We start from the raw sequence: 25,469 nt of genomic DNA, 5'->3' as shown, positions 1-25,469 counted from the left end.
CATCTGTGGCTACCCCGCCAGCAGCCACCCCAGCAGCCCGGCCCGCGCCGTCCAGGCCAGTGTGCGCAGCCAGTTGGTGCGCGTGAGGCCGTCAATGGCAATGTAGTCGTAGCCCTGCCCGAGGCGGTTGTGGAAGGGCACGGCGATAAAGAATGTGGCCGCCCACACCAGCACCACCAAAGCCAGGCTCCACCAGCCCGCGCCGGCGGGCAGCACGGCGCGACCGGCCCAGGCCAGCCAGATGGCCAGCCCTGATTCAATCACCATGGGGGCCATTACCACGTAGCTGATGCGGCGGGTGTGGGCCGCGTGGAAAGCCTCCCACGCTTCCTTCGGCACTTGGCCGAAGCTGGGGTAATGCACCACCTGTACCGTCCAGATGAGGCCGGTGAGGTAGGCCGCAACGGCGAAATTGAGCAAAAGCAGGAGGTGAAGCGACATGAGCAGAAAAATAATTTCGATGGAAACATAGCGGTTTTCGGGGGCTTGCGCGGTACGCAAACGTTCCCGTGAAAACGGGCCGGCTCCGCGACTCTGGGCCAATATTTCCGTACCCATACGCTGTTGCGTAGGTTCGCACCGCACATTTTGCCCATTACCATGGCTGTAAGCACCGAAAATCTAACCCAACTCTTCCCGCCCGACACAGCGGCCATTCCCGAAGCCTGGCGCCTCACCGAGCCGCTGCACCAGCGCCAGTATCTGCTCGACGGCGAGCTGCGCGAATGGGCCGGCCCCACCCAGGAAGTCATCTCGCCCATGTTTGAGCGCCGGCCCGACGGCTCGCTCGCGCCCCGCGTCATCGGCTCCTACCCGCTGCTCGACGAGGCCGAAGCCCTCAAAGCTCTCGATGCCGCCGTGCGCGCCTACAACTTCGGCCGGGGCGAGTGGCCCATGCTGAGCGTGGCCGAACGCATCGCGGCGGTGGAGAAATTTACTCGCCTCATCGTGGCCCGCAAGGCCGAAATCGTGAAGCTGCTGCTCTGGGAAATCGGCAAGTCGACGGCTGACTCAGAAAAGGAATTCGACCGCACCGTGGACTACATCCACGCCACCATCAACGCCCTCAAGGACCTGGACCGCGACTCGTCGCGCTTCACCATCACCGAAGGCATCATCGGCCAGATTCGGCGCTCGCCGCTGGGCGTGGTGCTCTGCATGGGCCCGTTCAACTACCCGCTGAACGAGACATTCTGCATGCTCATTCCGGCCCTGATTATGGGCAACACGGTCCTCTTCAAACCTCCGAAACACGGCACGCTGCTGCACTTCCCGCTGCTCCAGGCTTTCACCGAAGCCTTCCCGAAAGGCGTGGTAAATACGGTGTACGGCCGCGGCAACGCGGTGGTACCGGCCCTCATGGCCTCGGGCAAGATTGACGCGCTGGGCCTCATCGGCAGCAGCCGCGTGGCCGATTCGCTCAAGAAGCTGCACCCCAAGTCCAACCGCCTGCGCGCCATTCTCGGGCTCGATGCCAAGAACGTGGCCATCATCATGCCCGATGCTGACCTCGACGTAGCGGTGAAGGAATCGGTGCTCGGCTCGCTCAGCTTCAACGGCCAGCGCTGTACGGCGCTCAAGCTGTTTATGGTGCACGAGAGCATTGCCGAAGACTTCGTGCAGCGCCTTGCCGCCGAAATCAACAAGCTGAAACCCGGCATGCCCTGGGACGCGGGCGTGAACATCACCCCCCTGCCCGAGCCGCAAAAGCCTGCTTACCTGGCCGAAGTCATTGCCGATGCCCAGGCCAAAGGCGCGCGCGTAGTGAACGAAGGCGGCGGCACCACGGCCGGCCCGCTGGTGTACCCCGCCCTGCTGTTCCCCGTGAAGAATGGCATGAAGGTTTGGCGCGAGGAGCAGTTCGGGCCCGTGGTGCCAGTGGCCTCGTTCGCTAAGGTCGACGAAGCCATTCAGTACATCATCGACTCCGACCACGGCCAGCAGGTGAGCATTTTCGGCTCTGAATCGCAGGAAGTGGCCGACCTCATCGACCAGCTCGTGAACCAGGTGAGCCGCGTGAACATCAACGCCCAGTGCCAGCGCGGGCCCGACACCTTCCCCTTCACCGGCCGCAAGGACTCGGCCGAAGGCACCCTCTCGGTGTACGACGCCCTGCGCTCGTTCAGCATCCGCACCGTGGTGGCCACCAAGCAGACCGAGGCCAACAAGCACCTCCTCAACGAGATTGTGGACGGCCAGGAAAGCAGCTTTTTGAGCACCCGGTTTATTCTGTAGGCCCCTTTCGGCCGGGCCAAAACCCTTTCCGGCCGGCCCGAAGCATTTCCCGGCACCCCCAATTCCCTCGCCGGCCTGGCCGAAGCAGTGCCGGGCGCGTCCGAAACCCTCCCCGGCCCGGCCGAAGCATTTCCGGGCGTGTCCGAAGAACTTTCCGGCACGACCGAAGCATTTACCGGAGCTAATTCCGATGTTTCGGGGATGCCCGGCCCGTTATTGGGCCTTCTGACCCCCAACCCGCTGGCAACCTGCCGGTGGGTTGGGGGTCTTTTGTAAGCGGAGCAGTCCCCTTTCGCTTACTTCGCATTTCATTCAACTCGCCCACCCGGGCCCTGCTCATGAAAAAACACCTGCTTCTGTTGCCGCTGCTGGCCGCCGGCGTCACCGGCTGCCCGTCGAACTCCCTGAAAACGGCCAGCACGGCCAATAAGCCCGACATCCTGCACGCGGCCCTGGATACGACCGTGGCCCCCGGCGACGACTTTTTCACCTACGCCAATGGCACCTGGCTGAAGAACAACCCCATTCCGGCCTCGGAGAGCAATATGGGCATCGGCAAAAAGGTGCAGGACGAGATTTATACCCGCCTGCGCCAGACCAGCATTGAGGCCGCCGACGCCAAGGCTACGGCCGGCAGCAATCAACAGAAAATCGGCGATTTCTGGGCCGTCGGCATGGATTCGGTGAAAGCCGACCAACTCGGGGCCACGCCCCTGAAACCGGAGCTGGACCGCATCGCGGCCCTGAAAACGGTGGCCGAAGTACCGGGCGTCATCGCCCACGAAATTCCGCTGGGGGTGAATGCGCTCATCGGCCCGCGCGTGGGCCAGGACGATAAGAACAGCGACAAGATGGCCCTCTACCTGCGCCAGGCGGGCCTGGGCCTGCCCAACCGCGACTATTACTTCAACACCGACTCGCGCACCAAAAACATCCGCGCCGAGTACCTGAAGCACGTCGCCAACACCTTCAAGCTGCTGGGCCAGGACGCCGCCACGGCCCAGGCCAACGCCGCCAAAGTAATTGCCCTGGAAACCACGCTGGCCAAGTCCTCGCGCAAGCTCGAAGCCCTGCGCGACCCGTACGCCAACTACCACAAAATGAGCATCGCGCAGCTCGACAAGCTCACACCCGGCATCGACTGGAAAACCTGGCTCGGACAGATGGGCGGGGCTAAGGTCGACACGGTGATTGTGGGCCAGCCCGAGTTTTACCAGACGGTGAGCCAGCTCCTGAAAACCCAGCCGGTGGATACCTGGAAAGCTTACCTCGCCTGGCACGTGGCCCACGAGTTTGCGCCCACGCTAAGCCGCCCGTTTGTGGACGAGAATTTCCACTTCTACGGCACGGTGCTGCGCGGGGCCACGGCCATCCGCCCGCGCTGGAAGCGGGTGCTCGATATGCAGGAAAACGCCCTGGGCGATGCGCTGGGCCAGCTTTTCGTGAAAGAATACTTCAAGCCCGAGGCCAAAGCCCGCTACGATACCTTGGTAAAAAACATGGTGGCAGCCTTCGCCCAGCACATTCAGAAACTGGATTGGATGAGCGCGCCCACCAAAGTGGTGGCCTTGGATAAGCTCCATAAAATCACCCCCAAAGTGGGCTACCCCAACAAATGGAAAGATTATTCGAACCTGAAAATTGACCGCAGTTCGCTGGCCGAAAACGTGATGCGCGCCAACGAGTGGCAGTACAACTATCAGCTGAACAAGCTGGGCAAACCCGTAGACCGCACCGAGTGGGACATGACGCCCCAAACTTATAATGCCTATTACAACTCCTCTAACAACGAAATTGTGCTGCCTGCCGCCGCCTTTGCCGTGCCCGGCCTGCTCGATGCCGATGCCGACGACGCGCTGGTGTATGGCTACGCCGGAGCCAGCACCATCGGCCACGAACTGACGCACGGCTTCGACGACGAGGGCAGCCAGTACGACGCCCACGGCAACCTGCACGAGTGGTGGAGCAAGGACGACCGCAAGCGCTTCAATGAGCGCGTGAACGGCATCGTGAAGCAGTTCAACGGCTACACCCTGCTCGATTCGCTGCACATCAACGGCAAGGCCACGGCCGGCGAAAACATTGCCGACCTCGGCGGCATCGTCATCGGTTTGGATGCGTTCAAAAAGACCAAGCAGTACAAGGAAGGCAAGAAAATCAACGGCCTCACGCCCACGCAGCGCTATTTCTTAGGCTATGCCTTAGGCTGGCAGATGCATGTGCGCGACGAAAGCCTAGCCTCGCAACTGCTCACCGACGTGCACTCGCCCGCCCAGTACCGCGTAAATGGCCCGATGGCTGACGTATCTGCCTTCTACGAAGCCTTCGGCATCAAGCCCGGCCAGAAGCTCTACCGCCCCGATTCGACGCGGGTGGTTATCTGGTAGCGGCCCTGTCATTACAAGGCCGCCGGCCGCGGCAAACGAAGTTCAGCGTAGCTAATCCGCCCTCTCATTAGCGCCCAACTTTGGGATGTGACAAACCTTATTAAAAAGCCCCGACTCTATCTCGAGAGCCGGGGCTTTTCACATTATTAGGTGTCTGGTTTTGTACAGGGTACAGGATGGATTAGCTACGCTGAACTTCGTTTGCCGCGTTCCGCTACGCTCCACTTGCGATGACAAACGGCTACCTCTTCGCCGCCGGCATACTCACCGTTACGTTAGTCCCCGCCCCAGGGCGGCTCTGAATAACCAGCGTGCCGCCGTGCCGGTGCACAAAGGCGCGGCACAAGGCCAGGCCCAAACCCAGGCCGGTGGCCTGGGGCACGGGCGACGGCTCCGGCAGCGCCGGGCCACTCATGAGTGACGACACGGTAGCAGCACTCATGCCGGGCCCGGTGTCGGTGCAGCTGAGGAGGACCATGCGGGGGTCGTCGGGGTCGGGAGCGGCTTCGAGATGGACATGGCCACCGGTGGGCATGAATTTCAGCGCGTTGCCCACCAGGTTGCGGAGAATGGTGCGCGTCATATTGCGGTCGGCCAGTAGGCACAAATCCGGCGGCGCGGCCATGGTGATGTGCTGCCAGCTGGCGGCAGCCGTGGTCTGGTACAGGGCCTGGCACTCGGCAAACAGCTCCGTGACCGGCAAGGGCGTGGGGCGGCAGTCCAGCTCGCCGGTCTGGCTCACGGCCCAGTTCAACACGTTGTCGAGCAGATGGTTGAGACTGTCAGAGGCCTGGCGCACCAGAGCGGGCAGGCGAGCCAGGCCGGCCTGGTCGTTCTGGGCAATGTAGGAATCAATCAGGCTGGTGACGCCGGCAAAGGCCGTGACCGGGCCGCGCAGGTCGTGGGCCACAATGGCGTAGAGCTTGTCCTTGAACACGGCCACAGCGCGCAGCTCGGCCGAGGCTTTTTCCAGGGCGCGGTTGTTGGCGGCCAGGGCGGCGCGGCTACGGCGCAGGTTGCGCTGCAGGTACACTGCTACCAGCAGCCCCAGGGCCAGGATGGCCACGGCAGCCCCCAGCACACGATTGTGCCAGCCCTGTTCGGCCTGCTGCGCCGTGAGCTGACGCAGCCGGCGGGCGCGTTCCTGGGTTTCGTAGCTGACCTGGGCCGCCGCCAGGGTCTGCATGGTCTGCCGGTTGTTCAGGGTATCGTTCAGGTCCACGTAGCGCTTGTTCCACTCGTAGGCGTCGCGGTACTTATTGTGCTCGGCGGCTTCGGCGGCCAAGATGCTGTAGGCATCGAGTACGCGCTCCAAGTAGCCGCTTTGGCGGGCCAGGCTCAGGGCTTCGCGCACGGCGGCATCGGCCCGTTCGGGCTGGTCGGTCTGGATGTAGTACATCGCAAACAAAATCAGTTGCTCGGCCTGGTTGCGGGCCGCGTGCTGGCGGCGGCTGATGGCCAGCGCCTGCGTGAGCAGCCGTTTCACCCGGGGCAGGCGGCCCAGCTTCATCTGGTAAGTAGCCAGGCTGGATAGGTAGGTCGATTCGGCGGTCGAGTCGCTCTCGCGGCGCGCCAGGGCCAGCGCCAGCGAATCGTAATGCAACGCCTGCGGCACCTGCTGCCGAAAAAAGAACAGGCTCCCCACATTGCCCAGCAGCTTCATGCGGGCACGCGCCGTGACGCCCGGCCGGGCATTCAACTGCAGCGCCTGCTGGTAGTGCCGCCAAGCGGTAGCGGAGTCGCCGCGCTCGTGGTAAATGCTACCCTGCGCGGTGTACGCGCGCGTCAGGGCGTCGGTGTCGTGCTGAACACGGGCCAGTTCCTGCGCCTCATTCAGCAAGCTCAGGGCTTCGGGGCCGTTGGAGAGGTTAGCATAGCAGCTGGCCAGGGCCAGCAGGCTGTGCAGCAGGCCGGGGGCCTGCTCATCGGCGGGCAGGGTGCGGGCCAGGGCCACGGCGGCTTCGCCGTAGGGAAGGGCACGGGTGGGCTGCTCGTCGTGCAGCCGGTAGCACATGGCCGTGAGCAGACGCAGCCGGGTGGTATCGGGCAAGCGGGTGGCCAGCCGCCGCCGCAACACCTCGGTGCTGACCGGCACAGCGGCCCCGGCTCCGGCGGGCAACAACGGCACCAGCAGCCCCAGGGCTAACAGCCATCTCAGCAAAAAACCGGGGCGCGTCATAAATGGCTGCATAGTGCTAGTCAAAGATAAGCACTGAACCGTCAACTTTCACGCTTTAATGCTATTTCAGCATTGCCGCCATTTCCCAATTTGCAACCTGCAACTTAGCAAAAGAGGCGTGCAGGCGGGATAACAATTGATTTTACCTGATTAATCTTGCTGCCGGATGACTCAGAAACTGGACTCTTGACACGATGGTACAATTTCCAATCCATGCGTCGCAAAGGCGTACCAAGCCGGCGGCTAGGCCCGCTAGCCCGCCTTAATGCCAAGCTTATTGCTGGGCCGTATCGCGCTCGGCTTGCCGGGCCAGCTTGGCGTTGAGGCGGGCGGCGTCGCCGCGGCGCACCACGCGGGCAATGTGAATGCTGAGCTCGTAGAGCAGCAGGATGGGGATGGTGACGATAATCTGGGCCGAGATATCGGGCGGGGTGATGACGGCGGCAATGATGAGGATGACCACAATGGCGTGCTTGCGGTAGGTCTGCATGATTTCGGGCGACACGATGCCGGCCTTGGCCAGGAAGAACACAATCATGGGCAGCTCGAACACGAAGGCGCACGACACGCTCATGGTGGTGAGCGTGCTCAGGTAGCTCTGCATGTCAATCTGGTTTTCGATGCTGGCATCGACCACGTAGCCGGCCAGGAAGTTGATGCTGAGCGGCGCGGCGATGTAGTAGCCGAACAGCAGCCCACAAATGAACAGCACCGATACAAAAAACACGGCTCCCTGCGAGTTGGCCCGCTCGTGCGGGTACAAGCCGGGCTTTACGAAACGCCAGATTTCCCAAAAGAGGTACGGAAACGCCAGTAGAATCCCCACGATGAACGAGGTACTGATGTGCATGGTGAGTTGGCCGCTCATCTCGCGGTTCTGAATCACGAAGCCGATTTTGTCAATGCACAAATCCGGCGCGTGCACCCACTGCCCAAACTTGCAGAACATGCGGTAGGTCCAGAAATCGGGGCGAGAAGGGCCCAGAATCAAGTCGTGAAACAGGAAATCCTTGGCGAAAAACGCGCCGGTGGCGAACACCACCACCGAAATAGCCGCCCGAATGATGTGCCAGCGCAACGCCTCCAGGTGGTCGATGAAGGACATTTCGTGCTGTTCGCCCAGCGGTTTTGGTTGTTGCGGTTGAGGTTGCACGGAGGGATGATGGGAGGGTATAAGGAATGAATCCGCCTTGTCATCCTGAGCGCAGCGAAGGACCTTATCACGCTCGCAGCAGTTGAGGTACTGCTAATCGTTCAGCGGTGATAAGGTCCTTCGCTGCGCTCAGGATGACAGACTATTCTGCTACATACGTAAAAACCTAGGCGAACAGCGGGTAGTCCTGCAACCAGGCGTTCACCTGCTGGCGCACCTGCCCGATGCGGGTGTCGTTGTCGTGGTTCATCAGGGTTTCGTCAATCAGCTCCACGATGCGGTGCATGTCGGTTTCGCCCAGGCCGCGGGTAGTTACGGCGGCCGAGCCAATGCGGATGCCGCTGGTTATGAACGGCGACTTGTCGTCGAACGGCACCATGTTTTTGTTGATGGTGATGTCGGCCCGCACCAGGGTGTTCTCGGCCAGCTTGCCGCTGAGGCCTTTCGAGCGCAGGTCGATTAGCATGAGGTGGTTGTCGGTACCGCCCGAGATGATGTCGTAGCCCAGCGCGGTGAAGCCCTTGGCCAGCGCCTGGGCGTTGCGCGCCACCTGCTGGGTGTAGGTTTTGAAGTCGTCGCTCAAGGCTTCGCCGAAGGCCACGGCCTTGGCGGCGATGACGTGCTCCAGCGGCCCGCCCTGGGTGCCGGGGAACACGCCCGAATCGAGCAGGGCCGACATGGGGCGGATTTCGCCTTTCGGGGTTTTCAGGCCGAAGGGGTTGTCGAAATCTTTGCCCAGCATGATGAGGCCGCCGCGGGGACCGCGCAGAGTTTTGTGCGTGGTGGTGGTCACGATGTGGCAGTGCTCGAAGGGCGAGTTGAGCAAACCCGTGGCGATGAGGGCCGAGGGGTGCGAGATGTCTGCCAGCAGCAGGGCGCCTACTTCGTCGGCGGCTTCGCGCAGGGCGGCGTAGTTCCAGTCGCGGGAGTAGGCCGAGGCGCCGCAGATAATCATTTTGGGGCGCTCGCGGCGGGCAATGTCCTTGATTTTGCTCCAGTCAATGAGCCCGGTTTCGCGCTCCACGCCATAAAAGCTGGGCTGGTAAAGCTTGCCCGAGAAGTTCACGGCCGAGCCGTGGGTGAGGTGGCCGCCGTGGCTCAGGTCGAAGCCGAGGATTTTATCGCCGGGCTGCAGGCAGGCCAGCATCACGGCGGCGTTGGCCTGGGCGCCGGAGTGGGGCTGCACGTTGGCCCACTGCACGCCAAACAGCTGCTTGATGCGGTCGATGGCCAGCTGCTCTACCTGGTCCACGATTTCGCAGCCGCCGTAGTAGCGCTTGCCGGGCAGGCCTTCGGCGTACTTGTTGGTGAGCACGGAGCCCTGGGCGGCCATCACCTGGTCCGAAACGTAGTTTTCAGAGGCGATGAGTTCGAGGCCGTGGGTCTGGCGGGTTTTCTCCTGCGCGATGAGGTCGAAAACGGCGGTATCGAGGAAGCGGGCGGGGGCGGCTGTTTGCATGGGCGTAAAGGTAATAGGGGCAGCGGGGATAGGGAATGAAGGAATGGGGAGCGGCGGCCTTCTCTTATTCCCCATTTCCGTTGTTACTTGCTATGGCCTTTACTTTCTGCTATGCCCGCCCCCCTTGCCGAAACCCTTACTCAACTGCGCATCGGCAATCAGAAATTTCTGATTGACTTTTACCAGCGCAGCCGGCACCTGTTTGCCCGCTGGGCGCAGCGTAAGCACCAGCTGCCCGCCGACAAAGCCCACGGCCTGCTCCAGGACACGCTGCTCGATTTCTACGACCACGTAGCCGACGGCCGCATCACCCGCATGCCCGAGGACCTGCGCGCCTACCTCTACGGCATGGCCCAGGAGCGCATTGCGGCCCAGGTGCCCGCCCACCAGCCCCTGCCCGCCGCCGAGGCCAGCCGCCGCCAGCGCCTGCTGACCCAGTTCAACCAGCTCAGCACCGACTGCCAGCAGGTGCTCACCTACTTCTACTTCCGGGGCTACCATTTCGAGAAGATGGGCGGCAAGATGGGCTTCCCCAACGCCACCGTGGCCCGCCGCCAGAAAAGCGTTTGCCTGCGCAAGCTCTATGACCTGGTGCGCGGGGGATATGAGCCGATAACGGGCGAGGTGGTATAGATGAGGAGGCTGAACGATTATCAACTGACCGTCATGCTGAGCGCAGTTGAAGCATCTCTACCGCGCTACTAACTCTTTCGATGGATTACTATTGCGGTAGAGATGCTTCGACTGCGCTCAGCATGACGTTCTTTTGTTACAAGAACCCTCTTCCCCCCTCCCCTTCGCCCCGTACCCATGGACCTCCGCCCTTATTTCGATGAGCTCGAACGCTTCGCCGATGGCCAGATGAGCCCGGCCGAGCAGGACGCTTTCGAGCTGCGGCTGGAGCAGGACGAGGCCCTGGCCGACGCCCACGCCGCCTACGAGCAACTAACCGCCGACCTGCGCTGGGCGGCAGGGCATGACACCCTGCGCCAGCGCCTGCAATCCCTCGACGACCGCATGAACGAGCGCGGCACCGCCCTGGCCCGTGCCCACCACCTGGCCCAGCGCCGCCAGCGCCGCTGGGTGGTGCTGGCCAGCGTGGGCGGGCTGCTGCTCCTGCTGGCCGCTGGCGTAGCGGCCTGGTACCTGAGCCGCCCCACCCAGGCCCGCCCCGCCCGCAACTGGGAAGCCTATTACCAGCCCGACCCCGGCCCCGCCGTGACTACCGGCCTGCTGCACACCCGCCCCTTGCTGGCCGAAGCCCTCGACCAGTACCAGTCGGGCCACTACCCGGCCGCCCTGCACTCGCTGGGCCGCGTGAGCCCTGCCAACGTGGGGGCCGACACCCTGCTCTACCTGCGCGGCCTGATGCTGCTGCGCCAGGGCCAGGGCAACGCCGCCCAGCTCTATCTGCGCCGCGTGAGCGACGACAGCGCCGCCAGTCAGCTAGCCCGCCGTGCCCGCTACCACCTCGGCATGGCCTACTGGCAGGCCCAGGAGCTGGCTCCCGCCCTGGCCACCCTGCGTGCCGTGGCCGCCGACTCGCTCAGCCCCTACCGCGCCACGGCCCGGCGGGCGGTGGCGGCCGGCGTGCTGGCGGAGCAGTAGGGGGCCGGTGCGCGTACCGGGCCGGACCATCACGCAACGCCGGCGGCAATGCTTTGGCGGGGCATTACTTCATAAAAAACCGGTTCAAAGTGGTGTTGCGCCACTTTGAACCGGTTTTTTACCACTCGCGGGTGGTATCACACCACCTGGGACCGGTGTTGCACCACGCTCGGGTGGTACAACACCATTCAGGACCGGCTCCGCACCACTTGCAAGTGGTATCACACCACCTGCCGACCGGTGCTACATCACCCTAAGGTGGTGCCACACCACCCGGGACCGATGTGGCACCGCTCTGGGCCGGGGCTACGCCGCTTTGGGGGCGGGCTTGGCTTTGGCGGTACCCAGGCGCTGGGCGTAGCGCTTTTTCATGATTTGGAGGGGGGCCTGCACGGCGGCGGTTTCGCCGTTGTCTTTGCGTAGGTCTTCGTACACGTCGTCGGCGGTCACCATCACGTCGGCCCCCACGAGGCGCAGGGTGTCCTCCACTTTCTGGGCCAGCGGCCCAAGCACGGCCCGGATGCCGCGCAGGCCGTCCATTAAGGCCACGTCTTTTTCAAACTCGGCCAGGTCGAAGCTGCGACGGGTGAAGTTCACGTCGGCCCGCACGGCGTCGAGGGCAGCCTGGGCGAAGGGCACGCCGTCGAAGCCGATGTTGCGCAGGCCCTTGCTTTCTTCGGGCTGTAGGGTGATGAGGAAGGGCAGCAGGGCTTCGGCCTGGTGCAGAAAGTCCACGATTTTCTTCGCGTCGGCGGCGCTGAGGGTTTCGGAAATGCGGTTGCCTTGTTTCATGGGTAAACGGGGGTAAAATGAAATGGGAGAAAGGGCGTGAAAAAAAACGGGTGGCCCGGCCCGAAGAGCCGAAGCCACCCGCGTGTGGTCCTAAACCTACGCGAAATATTCTTATTTCTCGATGCGCAGTTGCTGGCGGCTGAGGACCTCCTTGCCGCGCAGGATGTGCACGAAGTAGAGCCCGGCCGGCAGCTTATCCGTCGCCAGGCGCACCGAGGCCGCGCCGGTGCTGGTTTGCTCGGCCCGGGGCCGGCCGTAGCCGTCGTACAGGCGCACCGTGACGGGGTGGACCGCGTCGGCGTTTTCGACGTGCACGTCCACCGTTTCGCGGGCCGGGTTGGGGTAGAGTGTGGCCGTGGGGGCGGCCCGGCGGGCAGCTGGGCGCATCGAACAATACTGGCCGGGCGTACCGACAATGTAAAAGTGCGACCCAGAAGCGGAAACATCGCTGGCCCCGGGGCAAGCGGAAGGCGCGGTCACGCTGGCCAGTAACTGGTATTGCTGCGCGGGCAGCCCCGAAACCGTAATGGTGTTGGTGCCTTGCCCTGCCTGGATGGTTCCCTGGCTCACCTGCCAAGTAAAAGGCCCCTGCACGCCCACCACTTCGGTGAGTGTGAACGAGGTAGTAGGCTCGGCGCATCGTTCCGACTGGTCGTTATCGTCGATAACCAGAAAGCCCTGGCCCACCGCGACGCGGCGAGAGGCCGTGGTGCTGTAGCAGCCGTTGCTGATTTGTGCCGTAAGTGTGACCAGGCCGGTGCTGCTACCCGACGCGGGTACTACCGAGATGCTCGTGGCCCCCGCCGTGGTCGTGGGAAGCGTCACCAGACCGGCGGGCGAAGCGGACCAGCCCGTAACCCCGCCAAAAGGCGGCGCGACGGTGAACGTAGCCGAGCCATTGGCGCAGACGATGTCCGGCCCGGTGATGGGTAAAGGTGTGGTGGGGTAAAGGCTGCACTCACTGGCGCACGTCAGCTGTGCGTTGGCGGCGAAGTTGCTTTCCATCTCGTTAAACAGCCACTGCGCCTGCCGACCCGGAAAACGCGGATGCTCAAAATTGTTGGTCGATTGACCTGTATTAGGGTCGAAATCCGGCCCTTGGGCAATGAAACGACTGGCCAGGGGTTGGCTGGGGCCGGTGGTTGCGTTGCTGATGTAGCTGGACCGCGTCGTGACGTTATCGAACAAGGGCACGTCGAGGGCACTGGCCGTGGGAATGAAGCAAAAATTATTGGCGAGTGCCACATTGAAGCTGTACCCAAACACCGGAAAAGGAAACTGCCCCCAGCTGCCAGCGCTCATGCCTGGCGTCAGGCTTATCTGCCCATTGATGCGCTGCGTGCCTCCCGGCAGGCCATCCCAGGCTATTGGATTGTCGGCTGGGGATTGGTAGTCGGAGCGGGTCAGGTAAATCTTGCGAGAGAAGCCAAATATGTTTAGCTGCTGCCAGACACGCAAACCGCTTACGCGCTCCACCTGCCCGCCATTGGGCATGGCGTTCACAATAATTTCGGTATGCAGGCCCGTGCCCGCCTGGAAAACAGATATGTAGCCCGCCCCTTCTATCCGAACCAACTCGGTATGCGGCGCAAAAAGCCCGATGCCGCACTGCGACCCCAGGCTGGTGGCCTTGAAAGCATACGGAAAGGTCTGGCCGGGATTGGGGGTAATCATCGTGCGGTAATCGCCATTCACGAAGGAATTATACTCGTACCCGAAGCTGGACACCGGGCCCAGCAGCTGCCGCGTGGCCCGCACCAGCAATAGCTGCCGGGTGGCCGGCGCATCCAGCAGGTCATCGGCTTGCTGGAGTATCGGGAACAGCGCCAGCTTGGGAAAGAACACCGCCACCCCGGTACTATTGTACACCCGGATAAACTGCCCGGCCAGGGTGCCGGCCCCCTGCCGGGTCAGGGCCTGCAAGCCCAGGGGAGTGTTGGCCCCGCGGTGGGGCGCGTCGTGGGTGAGCAGCAGGCGGGTATCGGTGGGGTCGTTGCCGCGCTTTTCCATTTCGGCCAGGCCGTAGCGGGCCACCAGCCCGCCCATCGAGATGCCCAGCACCACGTTTTGCTGCTTGGCGCTGATAGCGGGGTCTACCACCTTTTGGTTATTTACCCAGCGCATCACTTCCTCAAACAGCGCGGCATTGCGGCGAATATCGTCCGTGCCGTTGTTGTAATCAATATAGATGATGTCGTAGCCGTTGAGGCCAGATTCATTTTGTAAGGCGTTGTATAGATTGAATCCACCCGTTACCCTTATATCATCCAAGAAATCCTGAATACTAATATTGCTTTGCACAGCCGGCGCGACTGATGACAGGTCGTACCCTTCCGCTACAATCAGCGGCTTGGTAATTCGGGTGCGGCTGCCTAGTGCGCCCCCAAAGCGGACGTATACTTTGCCACCCGAATGCGAGCCCATAACGGCAGGGAAAGACTGTACAAAGCCATCAACCGCGTAGCGGGCCGCCCCGGTTGAGCCGGCCGCCGGGGCCAGCACTTCCAAATCAAAGTGGCTCTCGTAGCTTATGTACTGCGGCAGGGGCGGCTGCAGCTTGTTGGCCCCGCCTGTTTTGCCCTCGGTGTAGATGCTGCCATTGTTGTAGGTAAGGCGCACCTTCACGCGCTTGGTGCCGGCGGTGCCGTAGCTGGCGGCCAATGGTTGGTTCCAGGTAACGGGCAGGTAGCCCCGGCCGTCGCCGAAGTCGAGGCTGATGCCCGCTACACTGCCACCACCGCTTTGCACGTGCAGGGCCGGCGCGAACACAAACGACACGTCGCCGGTGGGCGCGGTGCTGCGGGCCGGCGCGGCGGCAAACAGGGTGCGGACCTGATAGGGACTTTGGGTGCGGCCGGGCACGTCGAACAATTGCTCGTTTTGCCCGGTGAGCAGCCCGGCCGCCACGGCATCGGGGCGCAGAGCGGCGTAGTTGAGGCGCTGCACCAGCACCGGGATGGCGGGCCCAGCGGTGGCCTGGGTGTTCAAGGCCGCGTTGAGGTCGGGCAACATCGGCAGGTTGCACGGGCCGTTGATATTGCCGCTGAGTACGCTGGCGTAGAGCAGCCGCCACAGCGTGGCCGTGGTGCGGTTAGAATCCTGCAAGGTGCCAGCAAACAGCCGCAGAGGCGCGAAGCGGAAGCCGTATTCTTCGAGGTAGGGTGTGGGGACCTGGGCCGGGTCCAGGTTAGCAAACATATTATCCAGGTACAGCCGCACCGAGTCGCGGGGCGGTCCGCTCTGAGCGGCCACTCGGCCCAGGGCCAGGAACCAGCAGACGAACAAAAGCAGGGTAGTCTTTTTCATACGTTTGGAAAAAATGGTGGAAAGGATTAGAATTTGGCGTCGAAGCGCCCTTGCGTGATTTTGAGCGTGTCGCAGCCAGTACGCGCAATTATTGCGTCAAAAGTCCCGGCTATGATTCGACTGTTCTTATCAAATCGTGTTATTTTTAACGTCGCCTTTCTGTAAGTCACATCACGACTATCATACATAAAACCGCACGGTTGTGCCCCACCGCTGGAATAAAGTATCTCTCCAATCCCCGTACCTAAATTCAAGGAATAATTACCCGGAGTATTTGCCGGGGCAGCATCTATACTTAGGTATTTAGTGAGCCCCCCACCTTCTACTCGGTAAGTCTCAATTCCTAAAGCCCCACCTCTAAAAATTGGGTCGTAAGAGGCATACAAATTACTCATACCATTATTGCCTTTTGGCGTGTAAGCCTGGCCGTTGACGAGGCAGCCGAAGGTGTTGGCCCCGGTCTGGGTAGCGGGCGGGAGCTGGCTGGCCGGGTCGGCGGGTGCGGGGTCGTTCTTGCACTTGCTGCACTGGGTGAGCGTGGCCAGGCACAGGTAGAGCAGAAGCTTGCGGGTCATGGGCGGGAAGATGGGCGTTAGAATTTGGCGTCGAAGCGCCCTTGCGTAATTTTGAGCGTATCGCAGCCGGACTGGGCGGCTTTGAAGCTGAAAGTACCAGAGACAATCCCGCCTGATAAGCGTGAAATAATGAGGGTTCCATTTACATAAGCGCCGCCACTGCCATCGTACTCGTTGCAAGGAAGGGCCTTGCTCCTGTCGAAGAATGAAGCTGATTGCGGCCCATTGGATACCAGTAGATAAGTGCCAACCTTATTTATCCCTTCCCCGCCAAGAAGGACAGTACGCTTGGCATTGGTACAGTCGCCGGAGCAGTTGTAAGCCCTGATATCCAATGTGCCGCCGCTAAAAGTCGGGTCGTAGGATGCGTTGAAGTTGCTAGTTCCGGTGTTGCCTTGCGGAGTGAAAGCTTGGCCGTTGACGAGGCAGCCGAAGGTGTTGGCCCCGGTCTGGGTGGCGGGGGGCAACTGGCTGGCCGGGTCGGCGGGCGTGGGGTCGTTCTTGCACTTGCTGCACTGGGTGAGCGTGGCCAGGCACAGGTATAAGAGGAGCTTGCGAGTTTTCATGAGCGGACGGGGTTGGCGGTGAAAGTAGCGGCAATTGCCACGGGAGGAAGGTACGGCCAACAGGTCGGTAAAACACGGCGGTTCTGCCCCTCCATAAAAGGACACTATTGCGCTGTTTCAGACATCGATTTTTAGCACTTGCTGGCTGCACCAAGCCCCCAGCGGCATCCCTATTGGTGGGCTTTTGAATCCGCAAGCAGGCTTATGCACGGCATTGGCCCACGCCTGAGTCGCATAAAATCTCGCAATTGTGACATCGCCCCAAAACCAAAACCCAACGAGAAGCCCCGGCCGCTGACGCAGCCGGGGCTTCGGGAAACAGGCGGAAACGCGCGGGGCGCAGTCCTCGCCTCAGTCTTTTACCACGCGCTGGCGCAGCACCTGCCCGCCTACGGTGGCCGTGAGAATGTAGGGGCCGGCCGCGCAGGTGGGCTGCACCCGCATGGGGGCCGCGCCGGGCGCGAGGGGCTGTTCCTGCTGCCACACTTCGCGGCCCATGGCATCGAGCAGGCGCAGGGTGGCGGTGGTAGCGGTGGGGTGGTTCAGGGCCACGGTCAGTTCCGGGCCGAACTGCGTGGGGTAAGCGGCCAGCGTGGCCGGGGCCGCGTCGAAGCGCAGCAGTTGCGGGTCGTAGTAGTGGGCGGTGCCGTCGCGGTCGTCCTGGCGGAGGCGGTAGTAGCGGGGGCCGGCCTTGCCCTCGGCGGCATCCACGAAGCGGTAGGCGCGGGGGGCGCCGCTGGTGCTGCCCTCGGCGGCCACAAAGCCAATTTGCTTGAAGGCGTGGCCGTCCGTCGAGACTTCAAGGCCGAAGCCGTGGTTGTTCTGCTCAGTAGCAGTGGCCCAGGTGAGGACCGCATCGGCGCCCTGGCGCTCGGCCCGGAAGGCGGTGAGCCCCACCGGCAGCGGCGCGTTGACGTCGCCCAGCGTCCAGCGCGAGAAGCCGCTCACGCTGCTGAGCGTGGCAAAGCCGCTGCCGGCGCTGGTGAGGCCCTTATTCTGCCAGGTCACGCCATTGTCCACCGACTTATAGAAGCGCAGGTTGGCGGGCGCGATGCCGTTCAGCTCGTGGGCGAAATAACTCATAGTCAGGCCCAGGTTGAGGCCCGTGATGGTGGGCGCGCTGATGTCGAAGTAGCGTAGAATGCCCTGGTGGCCGGCCACGCCCACCGGCGCGGTACCCGTGATGCGCGTGACCTGCGTGAGGCCCGGCAGCGTGGAGGCCACGGCCGGCAGCATCGTCAGGCCCACGCCACCAAAGTCTTCGAGCACACCCTCGGCGGGCAGGCGGCGCACTTCCACGCGGCCCAGCACGTAGCTGGCGTCGGTTTCAGAGAGGTTGGCCAGCGGGTCTATCTTGAGGCGGTAAGGGCCGGTGGCCAGGATGCCGCTGAGCATCTGCACGCCGTTGTACACCTCGGCGTCGTCGGTGAAGGTTTTCACGCCGCCGCCGTTCACTTCCAGGTTGAAGTAGAGGCCGCCGCTCACGGTCTGGTTACCGGCCCCGGTCAGCTTTACCTTGCCCGTGGAGCAGGTAAACTGGCCGGTGCTTAGCATGTTGCCCTTCACCTCCAGGTCGCCCAGCGTCTGGGCAAAGGTGCCGGTGTTGGTGAAGTTGCCGTTGATGAGAATGTCGCCGCCCGTGTGGTTGAGGATGCCCGCGTTGGTGAGGTCGCCCAGCACCACGGTCAGGCCGTTTTCCACCACCATGAGCTGGCCGCTGCTCACCGAAAACGAGTTCAGGATGGTGGTGGCCTGGCTCACGAGGCTGTTCACGCCGCTGGTGCCGGTGTTGGTCACGTTCGTAACGGTGTTGCCGGTGAGCTCGGCGCGGCCGGCCGCAACGCCCATGGCCGTGAGGGCGGCACTGCTGCCCGCACCGGTCAGGCTCACCTGGCGCACGGTGTTGCCGGTTACCTGGTTGGTGAGGGTAGTGCTGTTGCCGCAGCTCAGCACAATGCCCTTGAAGTTCTGGGTGCCTGCGTTTTCCCAAATGCCGCCGGTGGCCCCGGCCGTGCGCCCGCCGATGAAGTTGCTGCTCACCAGCGCCCCGTTGGCCCCGGAGCCAGGCCGGAAGTCGATGGCCGTCTGGGCCGTGACGGGCACGGCCGTAGCGTTGTAGTAGAAGCTGTTGCCGCTGATGGTCCACTGGTCGCCGTTGCCGGCCCCAACGAATACGCCAGTGCGGCTGAAGTTGAACAGCTGGCTATTCAGCAGGCTGAAATTATCGTTGGTGCCGCCGCCCGCGCTGGCCGCATACAGTAGGTTGGCGGGCAGCTGGGCCGGGTCGGCGTTGCCCACGAAGCACTGAATGATGGTGTTGTTGTCGTTGCCACTGGTCTGGCCGCCGCCTACCACCACCACGCCGCTGGTCAGCAGCGTATTCGAGCCCAGCACGATGGCCTCGCGCACCTCGTTGTTGGAGGCGTCGTTACTGAACACCACGGCCGGGTCGGTGAGGCTGGGCTGGCGTAGCGTGAGCGCGCGGGAAATCGTACCGTTGTTGCCATTCAGGCTGGTGAAAGTGCTACCGGCTCCGAAGGTGAGCGTGCCCGTGAGCACAGTGCTAACACCCGCCGCCGGCCCGATAATGAGCGGGTTCTCAGCCGAGCCGGTTTTGGTCAGCAGCACGTCTTCGGTGTAGGCGGCATCGAGCAGGCGCAGCTCGTAGGGCTGCGTGAGGGGCGAAGGCACGGCCGCCAATGCCGTACCAATGGTGGAATATGCACCGCCGGCGCCCACCGTGACAATCACGTTGGCCTGCGCCCGCACCCCCAGCATCAGCAACAGGCTCAGCAGCAGGCCCACCAGCTGCCAGCGCCGGCGCACCCACCACGGCTGGGCCGGCAATGCTCCGAATGAATGCGCCGGGGGAAAAGAAGAGACGAAGTGTTTCATATAGTAGAAGAAAAATGAAAAAAGCATTTCGATAAGTTGCCTGACATTCGTTTGGTACTGTTCAGGAAAGTTTTCGCACTGCTGACGCGCTCACCATCAGCCCCGTATAACCATATTTACTATATTCTTCATGTTGTATCATACAAAGTTCGAAAGCCTCACAGCCAATTATCATTAATAGTATTTATCAAACGTAAACCATCTCACTGCCCTGCGCAACAACTCATTCAATTACTCAAAGACATAATCCAACTCCAATTCTATTTTCTATTCATCATCCTATGAATATCAATTATTGGTGCCATTATTTTTTTATTATTTCAATTATTTTGCCCTTTCAACTAAATCCAATCAGTAGCCACAGTCCGTAATCGGACGCAGTAAGACGAGGTGCATATTTTATAATTATTTAAATATTAACAAAAGCAAAAATATCATACCACTCCGGCAACATCTACAAAACGCCTTCCTTGGCATAGTCATAATGCAAACCGCCCCTGCCGGTACGAGCAGGGGCGGTTTGGAATAAGAGCGTTCGGAGTTCGGCCGGAGCTAACGCTTGCCGATGGTGTATGCGGGCTCGCGGTTGGGCACCAGGGTTAGTCTCCAGGTATCAAGGTTGAGGGCGGCGAGGTGAGCCAGCTCGGGGTTGTGGCGGTACACGCAGCCGGTATCGAGGCCCAGCGCGCCGGGATGCAAGGCCGCTTTGGCACGCACCTGGGCCGTGGGCGTGGGCACGTGGCCGTGCAGCAGGCGGCGGCCGCCCAGCCGCACGGGGTCGTACACATAGCTTTTGGTGTTGAGCATGGTCGTGTAGTCCTGGCGCATCTCGGCGGGCGGCAGGGCGAAGTTGTAGCCAGCGTGCACGAGCATGAAATCAGGCAATTCTATCTCATAAGGCAAGCCATTCAACCAGTTGAGGTAGGACGCGGGAATATCAGAAAGGCGCGACACGCCGAAGCTGCGCAACGTGGGCAGGCGGCCGCGCGGCCCCAGCCAGTCCCAGCGCCAGCGGTGGCGGGCGGCGTCGAGCAAGGCCTGGTCGTGGTTGCCGCGCAGGCAGTGCACCTGGTAGCCGGCGGCTTGCAGCCACATCAGGTAGTCGAGCACGCCGCGGCTGTCGGGCCCTTTGTTCACGTAGTCGCCCAGCAGGTAGAGTTCATCCTTGCGGCTGAGATTCAGCTCTTCTTCCACCAAGTAGCGGAAGGTATGCAGGCAGCCGTGGAGGTCGGTAGTGGCGTAGCGGCTCACGGGCGAATTACTAGGAGGATAACAAAAAACGTCATGCTGCGCGGAGCCGAAGCATCTCTACCGCAATAGTAAACGAATTACTGGCGTGGTAAAGAGGCTTCGACTGCGCTCAGCATGACGTACTGCCTAAAAACGAAAAGGCTGGGGGCTAGTGACCGCCACCGTAGGCTGGCTTGTCCAGGTCGGGCTTGTCGTAGCTGCGGTTGGGGTGGCGCTGGCCGGCGTCGAGGGCATCCTGCTCGAGTTGGTCTTCGGTTTGCTCGTCGGCGGAGTTTACTGGCAGCGCATCGGCTTTGGGTTTGCCTTCCAGATTGCGCTTGTCGGGATGCTCGCCGGTTTTCTGGTCATTATGGTGCGTAGACATAGCAAAAGAAGATTAAGGTGAGAGAAAAGAAAAGCCGGCCACCGGCCGGGGCGTTATTGGTCGATGGCCGAATCCGACGCGTTGGGGTCGGTCAGTTCGGCGTTGGTATCGGTGCCGGTGATGGGCTGAATGGGGCGGGGCTCCATCTGGCCCATGCCCACGCGGGAGTTGGGGTTCAGCATCTCATCCACGCCGGGGCGGAAGTCGTGCACGTCGAGCTCATCGACGGGGCGGCCGCTGGGCACGATGGTGTCGGTGTAGTCGTCGAGGGGCGGCATGTCCTGGTTGGCACGGCCGGCGCGGCCTTCGTCCTGCGAGCGCATGTTGTCGGCGGGCGGGCTCATGTTGTCGGCGGTTTCGTTCACGCCCACGGCGGTTTCGCCGCCCGAGGTGTCGGAGCCGAACCCTTCCTTGCCGTCGCGGTTGCCAAAACCGCCGCGAGCAGCTTCATTCTTGGGCGGGTCGGCGTTGGGAATGTGATGGCCGGCCTCCATTTCTTCGTTGGTCGTGTCGTCGTTAATGACGCGGATGGGGCGGTTGTTGGGGTCGATGGCCATGGGAGTTGAGAAGTGAAGAAGTGATGGTGCGAATAGGGAAAGGTGTACTTTGGTTTAAGCATTTGGGTTGTCTACCGCCCTGCTCACGCCGGTTTTTCTCAATCCTTAAATATAGCAGAAATCATGTGGAACAACATCGATAATAGCCTGCGCAACAGCTTCCGGTTCAGTGATTTTAAAACGGCCTTCGCCTTCCTCACCGAAGTAGCCGCCGAAGCCGAGCGGCTCGACCACCACCCCTGGTTCAGCAACGAGTACAACGTGGTGGAATTCCGCCTCCGCACTCACGACGCGGGCAACACCGTGACCCCGCGCGACCACCGGCTGGCGGCGGCCATTGATGCCGTGGCGGCGCGGTACGCGGTGCAATAAGAAGGCGTTTGCCATTGCCGCGTTCCGCTGCGCTCCACTCGCAATGACAAACGACTACCATTCCTCCAACCCGCTACCTTTGTCGCCATGCCCAACACGGTTCTGTACCTCGTGCCCACGCCTATTGGCAATCTGGAAGATATCACCCTGCGGGCTATCCGCATTCTGGGGGAAGTAGGCACCGTGCTCTGCGAAGACACCCGCACCAGCGGCCGCCTCATGCAGCACCTGAACATTAAAAAGCCCCTCCTCTCCTACCACCTGCACAACGAGCACCAGCAGGTGCCGCGTCTGCTGGAACGGCTGGAGAAAGGCGAAACCATGGCCTTGATTTCGGATGCCGGCACGCCGGGAATCTCCGACCCCGGGTTTCTGTTGGTGCGCGAGTGCCTGGCGCGGGGCCTGGGTGTGGAGTGCCTCCCGGGCGCTACCGCCTTCGTGCCGGCCTTATTGAAATCGGGTTTCGGGGCCGAGCGGTTCACGTTCGAGGGTTTTTTGCCGGTGAAGAAAGGCCGGCAGACGCGCTTGCAGCAACTGGCTTCGGAAACCCGGACCATGATTTTTTACGAGTCGCCGCACCGCATCGTGAAGACCCTGGGCCAGTTGGCCGAGGTGCTGGGGCCAACGCGGCCGGCTTCGGTCAGCCGTGAGCTGACTAAATTGTTTGAAGAAACCGTGACCGGTACGCTGGCCAGCCTGGAGGCTGACTTCGCGGCCCGGCCTGCTATTAAAGGAGAAATTGTCGTTGTCGTCGAAGGAAACCTTGCCCCGCCCCCCCGCGAGCCCCGCCCCGGCCGCGAAGACCGTTACCGTCGCGCTGCCGACGACGATGACGACACCGACTACGAAGACTAGCCCGCTGCTCCAACGGCCGCTGGTACTGGCCGTGCTGGGTGCGCTGCTGCTGAGCGGCGGCTGGGCCCCGTGGCCCACGGCCTGGTTGGCCCCGCTGCTGTTCATCGGCTGGGTGCCATACCTGCTGATGGAGCGGCAGCTCACGCTGACGGGTGCCCGCAAAGGGCGCGTGTTTGCCAGCACTTACCTCATGCTGGTGCTCTGGAACGCCCTCACTACCTGGTGGGTAAGCTACGCTGACCTGGCCGCCGGCATCGCCGCCGTGGTGCTCAATGCACTGCTCATGTGCCTGCCACTCATGGCCTTCCGCCAAACCAAGAAGCGGCTGGGCAACCGCTGGGGCTACCTCTCATTGCCCATCTACTGGATTGCATTTGAGCAGCTGCACCTGCACTGGGACATCACCTGGCCCTGGCTCACGCTGGGCAACGGCTTTGCAGCCGCGCCGCAGTGGGTGCAGTGGTATGAGTACACGGGCTTCCTGGGCGGCTCGGTGTGGGTGTGGGCGGCGAACCTTTTGTTTTTCAATGAGATATTGAAACGCTTGCCGGTTGCTACGTTCTACACGAGGTCAGCCGACGGACTTCAGGAAGCAGAAGCGCCCGCGAATATTCAGACGGCGGCCGGCTCGTTTATCAAGTTGCACACCTCATTGGCGGTGCCGCTACTAGCCATCGCCTTACCTATTGGCGTGTCGTATTTCATTGGTGCTTCCTACCACGAAAAAGGCCCAACGGCCGAGGTGGTGGTGGTCCAGCCCAACTTCGACCCCTACGTGGAGAAGTTCGAAGGCGGCCCCAGGTTCATCCCTTACGACGAGCAGCTCACGCGCCTGCTGGCACTCAGCGAGCAGCACCTCACGCCCGCCACGCGCCTCGTGCTCTGGCCCGAAACCGCGCTGGAAGAACCCTACTGGGAAAACACCATCGAAAGCAACCCCAAAATCCGCCGCGTGCGCGAATGGCTGGGGCGGCACCCCGGCGTAGCGCTGCTCACGGGCATCACCACCCTCAGCTCTTACCCCAACAAGGAGGCAGCCAGCGAAACCGCCCGCTACCGCGACGACCTCGGCTACTATGACTTCTTCAACACCGGTGCCTTCTTCGCCGATGCCACCGCGCCGGTGGTGTTTTACCACAAGTCGCGCCTAGTGCCCGGCGTGGAGAAGATTCCCCCCGTGCTGGCCTCGCTCATCGCGCACATCGACTTGGGCGGCACCGTGGGCAGCGTGGGCAGCCAGCCCGAGCGCACCGTGTACCCGGCTCCGGCCAACGCGCCAGCCCTGCGGGTGGCCCCGGTCATCTGCTACGAATCCATCTACGGCGATTTCATCGGCGAATACGCGCACAACGGGGCCACGCTGCTGGGCTTGGTCACCAACGATGCCTGGTGGCATGACTCGCCCGGCTACCGCCAGCTGCTGAGCTACGGCCAGCTGCGCTGCATCGAAACCCGCCGCGACCTGGCCCGCTCCGCCAACACCGGCTTCACCGGCTTCATCAACCAGAAAGGCGAAATTACCCAACGCGAAAAAGCCTGGATTCCGACCGCTAGCCGCGCCACCGTGCACCTCAATGACGAAGCGACGTTTTACGTGCGCTTCGGCGAGCTGATTGGGCGCGGCGCGCAGGGGCTGGCGGTGCTGATGCTGATATTTGCCATCGTGCAGGGTTGGCGCAATAAGAACCTGCGCCCAAGTTAGTTGAACGGCAAGGTTGAGAAAGAACACAGCACGAAATTCCACAACTTTAGCAACGACGAAACGCGAAGTGCCGCGTTTCCATGCCGTTCGGCTTATTCAATCATGCCCCTCGACTTCACCCAACTATCCCACGACCTCGCCGCCCTGTGCCGCACCACGGCCGAATTCATCCGCGAAGAAGCGGCCATATTCGACCGCGCCAAAATTGAGCACAAGGGCGTGCACGACCTCGTGAGCTACGTGGACCAGGAAACCGAGCGCCGCCTCGTGGCCGGCCTGCGCCAGCTGCTGCCCGAAGCCGGCTTCATCACCGAAGAGGGCACCGCCGGTCCCGATGCCCACACCGAGGAATTCGTGTGGATAATCGACCCGCTCGACGGCACTACCAATTTCGTACACGGCCTGCCGGTGTACTGCATCAGCGTGGCGCTGGCGCAGCACCGGGAGCTGGTAGTGGGCGTGGTGCACGAGGTGGGCCGCGACGAAAGCTTCCGGGCCGTGCGCGGCGGCGGCGCCTTCTGCAACAACCAGCCCATCCGCGTAACCGACGTGACCGAGCTCAACAGTTCGCTCATTGCCACCGGCTTCCCCTACAAGGACTTCGGCAAGATGGACGCCTTCCTGCAAATCCTCGGCGCATTTTTCACGCTGAGCCACGGCGTGCGCCGCCTCGGCTCCGCCGCGACCGACCTGGCCTACGTGGCTGCCGGGCGTTGCGAGGGCTTCTTCGAATTCAACCTGAATTCCTACGACGTAGCGGCCGGCATCCTGCTGGTGCGTGAAGCAGGCGGCCACGTCACCCAGTTTCTCACGGATGGCGACCCATTGTTTGGCCGCGAAATAGTGGCCAGCAACCAACTCATTCACGCCGAGATGCAGGCGACCATTGGTCAGTTCTGGCAGTAGCGCAAACTATTCTTTTTCCCGCTTAGTTTATCCATCATGCTCCTGCTTGCCATCTCCTCCATCGAAATCCAGTACCTGCTGATTGGCGCACTGTTCATTGCAGCGGCGTTTTACGTGGGGCGCATTTTTTACCGGGCGTTTTTCAGCAAGACGGCGGCCGGCTGCGCCAAGGGTTGCGGCGGCGCCTGCGGGCAGCTTGATGTGGAGAGTCTGCAGCGCACCATTGAGGCCCGCGCGGCGGCCAAATAGCGCGGCCCGCTTAGGTATAGCACTTCCGCATTTTTTCTATGGCTTTGGTATAACCCGC

Annotated in this window: 21 protein-coding genes; 9 read left to right on the top strand and 12 right to left on the bottom strand. The window is 62.2% G+C overall.

Going from position 1 to position 25,469, the window contains the following annotated elements; genetic code table 11:
• Positions 1 to 9: 9 nt before the first annotated feature.
• The gene (locus tag ACYU7Q_RS20460; RefSeq protein ID WP_460611317.1) at positions 10 to 441 is read right to left on the bottom strand and encodes a hypothetical protein; all 432 of its coding nucleotides are present in this window, start codon (positions 439 to 441) and stop codon (positions 10 to 12) included.
• Positions 442 to 600: 159 nt separating this feature from the next.
• On the opposite strand from ACYU7Q_RS20460, the gene ACYU7Q_RS20455 reads away from it, so the two are divergent.
• Together ACYU7Q_RS20455 and ACYU7Q_RS20450 are read left to right on the top strand one after the other, a co-directional pair.
• Complete coding sequence (locus tag ACYU7Q_RS20455) at positions 601 to 2,235, top strand: NADP-dependent glyceraldehyde-3-phosphate dehydrogenase (RefSeq protein WP_460611316.1); 1,635 nt, start codon at positions 601 to 603, stop codon at positions 2,233 to 2,235.
• A gap of 338 nt (positions 2,236 to 2,573) precedes the next feature.
• Positions 2,574 to 4,622 carry a M13 family metallopeptidase gene (locus tag ACYU7Q_RS20450; RefSeq protein ID WP_460611315.1) on the top strand — a complete coding sequence of 683 codons (2,049 nt, stop codon included), beginning with the start codon at positions 2,574 to 2,576 and terminating at the stop codon, positions 4,620 to 4,622.
• Positions 4,623 to 4,863: 241 nt separating this feature from the next.
• Here the strand turns inward: ACYU7Q_RS20450 and ACYU7Q_RS20445 are convergent, their stop codons facing one another.
• From ACYU7Q_RS20445 to ACYU7Q_RS20435, 3 genes are all read right to left on the bottom strand, one after another.
• On the bottom strand, positions 4,864 to 6,813 hold the full coding sequence (locus ACYU7Q_RS20445; protein WP_460611314.1) for an ATP-binding protein: 1,950 nt from the start codon (positions 6,811 to 6,813) through the stop codon (positions 4,864 to 4,866).
• A 262-nt stretch (positions 6,814 to 7,075) separates the two neighbouring features.
• Positions 7,076 to 7,954 (bottom strand): twin-arginine translocase subunit TatC, encoded by an 879-nt coding sequence (gene tatC, locus ACYU7Q_RS20440; protein ID WP_460611313.1) that lies wholly within the window; start codon positions 7,952 to 7,954, stop codon positions 7,076 to 7,078.
• A 166-nt stretch (positions 7,955 to 8,120) separates the two neighbouring features.
• Positions 8,121 to 9,413 (bottom strand): serine hydroxymethyltransferase, encoded by a 1,293-nt coding sequence (locus ACYU7Q_RS20435; protein WP_460611312.1) that lies wholly within the window; start codon positions 9,411 to 9,413, stop codon positions 8,121 to 8,123.
• A gap of 111 nt (positions 9,414 to 9,524) precedes the next feature.
• Here ACYU7Q_RS20435 and ACYU7Q_RS20430 point away from each other — a divergent pair, with 111 nt between their 5' ends.
• Together ACYU7Q_RS20430 and ACYU7Q_RS20425 are read left to right on the top strand one after the other, a co-directional pair.
• A complete protein-coding gene (locus tag ACYU7Q_RS20430; RefSeq protein WP_460611311.1) occupies positions 9,525 to 10,046 on the top strand; it encodes an RNA polymerase sigma factor in 522 nt (173 codons plus the stop codon).
• A 177-nt stretch (positions 10,047 to 10,223) separates the two neighbouring features.
• Entirely contained in the window at positions 10,224 to 11,021 is a 798-nt protein-coding gene (locus tag ACYU7Q_RS20425) for an anti-sigma factor (RefSeq protein WP_460611310.1), read from the top strand.
• A 306-nt stretch (positions 11,022 to 11,327) separates the two neighbouring features.
• Here ACYU7Q_RS20425 and ACYU7Q_RS20420 read toward each other — a convergent pair whose 3' ends face one another.
• The 8 genes from ACYU7Q_RS20420 to ACYU7Q_RS20385 all read right to left on the bottom strand — a co-directional run bounded on the left by ACYU7Q_RS20420 (position 11,328) and on the right by ACYU7Q_RS20385 (position 21,327).
• Complete coding sequence (locus tag ACYU7Q_RS20420; protein ID WP_460611309.1) at positions 11,328 to 11,813, bottom strand: hypothetical protein; 486 nt, start codon at positions 11,811 to 11,813, stop codon at positions 11,328 to 11,330.
• A 111-nt stretch (positions 11,814 to 11,924) separates the two neighbouring features.
• Positions 11,925 to 15,119, bottom strand: coding sequence for a T9SS type A sorting domain-containing protein (locus ACYU7Q_RS20415; protein ID WP_460611308.1), 3,195 nt, complete (start codon positions 15,117 to 15,119; stop codon positions 11,925 to 11,927).
• A gap of 26 nt (positions 15,120 to 15,145) precedes the next feature.
• Positions 15,146 to 15,694 (bottom strand): Riean_0653 family protein, encoded by a 549-nt coding sequence (locus tag ACYU7Q_RS20410; RefSeq protein WP_460611307.1) that lies wholly within the window; start codon positions 15,692 to 15,694, stop codon positions 15,146 to 15,148.
• Positions 15,695 to 15,711: 17 nt separating this feature from the next.
• Positions 15,712 to 16,260 carry a Riean_0653 family protein gene (locus ACYU7Q_RS20405; protein WP_460611306.1) on the bottom strand — a complete coding sequence of 183 codons (549 nt, stop codon included), beginning with the start codon at positions 16,258 to 16,260 and terminating at the stop codon, positions 15,712 to 15,714.
• Between the two features lie 351 nt (positions 16,261 to 16,611).
• Complete coding sequence (locus ACYU7Q_RS20400; protein ID WP_460611305.1) at positions 16,612 to 19,155, bottom strand: autotransporter outer membrane beta-barrel domain-containing protein; 2,544 nt, start codon at positions 19,153 to 19,155, stop codon at positions 16,612 to 16,614.
• A gap of 552 nt (positions 19,156 to 19,707) precedes the next feature.
• Positions 19,708 to 20,406, bottom strand: a complete 699-nt coding sequence (locus ACYU7Q_RS20395; protein ID WP_460611304.1) for a metallophosphoesterase family protein — start codon at positions 20,404 to 20,406, stop codon at positions 19,708 to 19,710.
• Positions 20,407 to 20,554: 148 nt separating this feature from the next.
• On the bottom strand, positions 20,555 to 20,770 hold the full coding sequence (locus tag ACYU7Q_RS20390) for a hypothetical protein (RefSeq protein WP_460611303.1): 216 nt from the start codon (positions 20,768 to 20,770) through the stop codon (positions 20,555 to 20,557).
• A 53-nt stretch (positions 20,771 to 20,823) separates the two neighbouring features.
• Positions 20,824 to 21,327 carry a hypothetical protein gene (locus ACYU7Q_RS20385; protein ID WP_460611302.1) on the bottom strand — a complete coding sequence of 168 codons (504 nt, stop codon included), beginning with the start codon at positions 21,325 to 21,327 and terminating at the stop codon, positions 20,824 to 20,826.
• A 123-nt stretch (positions 21,328 to 21,450) separates the two neighbouring features.
• Here ACYU7Q_RS20385 and ACYU7Q_RS20380 point away from each other — a divergent pair, with 123 nt between their 5' ends.
• The 5 genes from ACYU7Q_RS20380 (at position 21,451) to ACYU7Q_RS20360 (ending at position 25,411) form a co-directional block, all read left to right on the top strand.
• Positions 21,451 to 21,699, top strand: coding sequence for a 4a-hydroxytetrahydrobiopterin dehydratase (locus ACYU7Q_RS20380; protein WP_460611301.1), 249 nt, complete (start codon positions 21,451 to 21,453; stop codon positions 21,697 to 21,699).
• Positions 21,700 to 21,786: 87 nt separating this feature from the next.
• The gene (gene rsmI / locus ACYU7Q_RS20375) at positions 21,787 to 22,554 is read left to right on the top strand and encodes a 16S rRNA (cytidine(1402)-2'-O)-methyltransferase (protein ID WP_460611300.1); all 768 of its coding nucleotides are present in this window, start codon (positions 21,787 to 21,789) and stop codon (positions 22,552 to 22,554) included.
• A complete protein-coding gene (gene lnt, locus ACYU7Q_RS20370; RefSeq protein WP_460611299.1) occupies positions 22,529 to 24,256 on the top strand; it encodes an apolipoprotein N-acyltransferase in 1,728 nt (575 codons plus the stop codon). Before rsmI ends, lnt begins: the two co-directional genes overlap by 26 nt.
• A gap of 102 nt (positions 24,257 to 24,358) precedes the next feature.
• Positions 24,359 to 25,162, top strand: coding sequence for an inositol monophosphatase family protein (locus tag ACYU7Q_RS20365; protein ID WP_460611298.1), 804 nt, complete (start codon positions 24,359 to 24,361; stop codon positions 25,160 to 25,162).
• Between the two features lie 36 nt (positions 25,163 to 25,198).
• Positions 25,199 to 25,411, top strand: a complete 213-nt coding sequence (locus ACYU7Q_RS20360) for a hypothetical protein (protein ID WP_460611297.1) — start codon at positions 25,199 to 25,201, stop codon at positions 25,409 to 25,411.
• Positions 25,412 to 25,469 lie beyond the last annotated feature (58 nt).

Source organism: Hymenobacter terrigena (assembly GCF_054776515.1).
This window is presented reverse-complemented; position numbering and strand designations above follow the sequence as displayed.

Bases quoted from the DNA above. Each gene is read 5' to 3' on its own strand.
- lnt (WP_460611299.1), top strand. From the start codon at position 22,529: ATGACGACACCGACTACGAAGACTAGCCCGCTGCTCCAACGGCCGCTG.
- ACYU7Q_RS20420 (WP_460611309.1), bottom strand. From the start codon at position 11,813: ATGAAACAAGGCAACCGCATTTCCGAAACCCTCAGCGCCGCCGACGCG.
- rsmI (WP_460611300.1), top strand. From the start codon at position 21,787: ATGCCCAACACGGTTCTGTACCTCGTGCCCACGCCTATTGGCAATCTG.
- ACYU7Q_RS20400 (WP_460611305.1), bottom strand. From the start codon at position 19,155: ATGAAACACTTCGTCTCTTCTTTTCCCCCGGCGCATTCATTCGGAGCA.
- ACYU7Q_RS20380 (WP_460611301.1), top strand. From the start codon at position 21,451: ATGTGGAACAACATCGATAATAGCCTGCGCAACAGCTTCCGGTTCAGT.
- ACYU7Q_RS20365 (WP_460611298.1), top strand. From the start codon at position 24,359: ATGCCCCTCGACTTCACCCAACTATCCCACGACCTCGCCGCCCTGTGC.
- ACYU7Q_RS20385 (WP_460611302.1), bottom strand. From the start codon at position 21,327: ATGGCCATCGACCCCAACAACCGCCCCATCCGCGTCATTAACGACGAC.
- ACYU7Q_RS20360 (WP_460611297.1), top strand. From the start codon at position 25,199: ATGCTCCTGCTTGCCATCTCCTCCATCGAAATCCAGTACCTGCTGATT.
- ACYU7Q_RS20415 (WP_460611308.1), bottom strand. From the start codon at position 15,119: ATGAAAAAGACTACCCTGCTTTTGTTCGTCTGCTGGTTCCTGGCCCTG.
- ACYU7Q_RS20445 (WP_460611314.1), bottom strand. From the start codon at position 6,813: ATGCAGCCATTTATGACGCGCCCCGGTTTTTTGCTGAGATGGCTGTTA.
- ACYU7Q_RS20450 (WP_460611315.1), top strand. From the start codon at position 2,574: ATGAAAAAACACCTGCTTCTGTTGCCGCTGCTGGCCGCCGGCGTCACC.
- ACYU7Q_RS20410 (WP_460611307.1), bottom strand. From the start codon at position 15,694: ATGACCCGCAAGCTTCTGCTCTACCTGTGCCTGGCCACGCTCACCCAG.
- ACYU7Q_RS20435 (WP_460611312.1), bottom strand. From the start codon at position 9,413: ATGCAAACAGCCGCCCCCGCCCGCTTCCTCGATACCGCCGTTTTCGAC.
- ACYU7Q_RS20460 (WP_460611317.1), bottom strand. From the start codon at position 441: ATGTCGCTTCACCTCCTGCTTTTGCTCAATTTCGCCGTTGCGGCCTAC.
- ACYU7Q_RS20425 (WP_460611310.1), top strand. From the start codon at position 10,224: ATGGACCTCCGCCCTTATTTCGATGAGCTCGAACGCTTCGCCGATGGC.
- ACYU7Q_RS20455 (WP_460611316.1), top strand. From the start codon at position 601: ATGGCTGTAAGCACCGAAAATCTAACCCAACTCTTCCCGCCCGACACA.
- ACYU7Q_RS20390 (WP_460611303.1), bottom strand. From the start codon at position 20,770: ATGTCTACGCACCATAATGACCAGAAAACCGGCGAGCATCCCGACAAG.
- ACYU7Q_RS20430 (WP_460611311.1), top strand. From the start codon at position 9,525: ATGCCCGCCCCCCTTGCCGAAACCCTTACTCAACTGCGCATCGGCAAT.
- ACYU7Q_RS20405 (WP_460611306.1), bottom strand. From the start codon at position 16,260: ATGAAAACTCGCAAGCTCCTCTTATACCTGTGCCTGGCCACGCTCACC.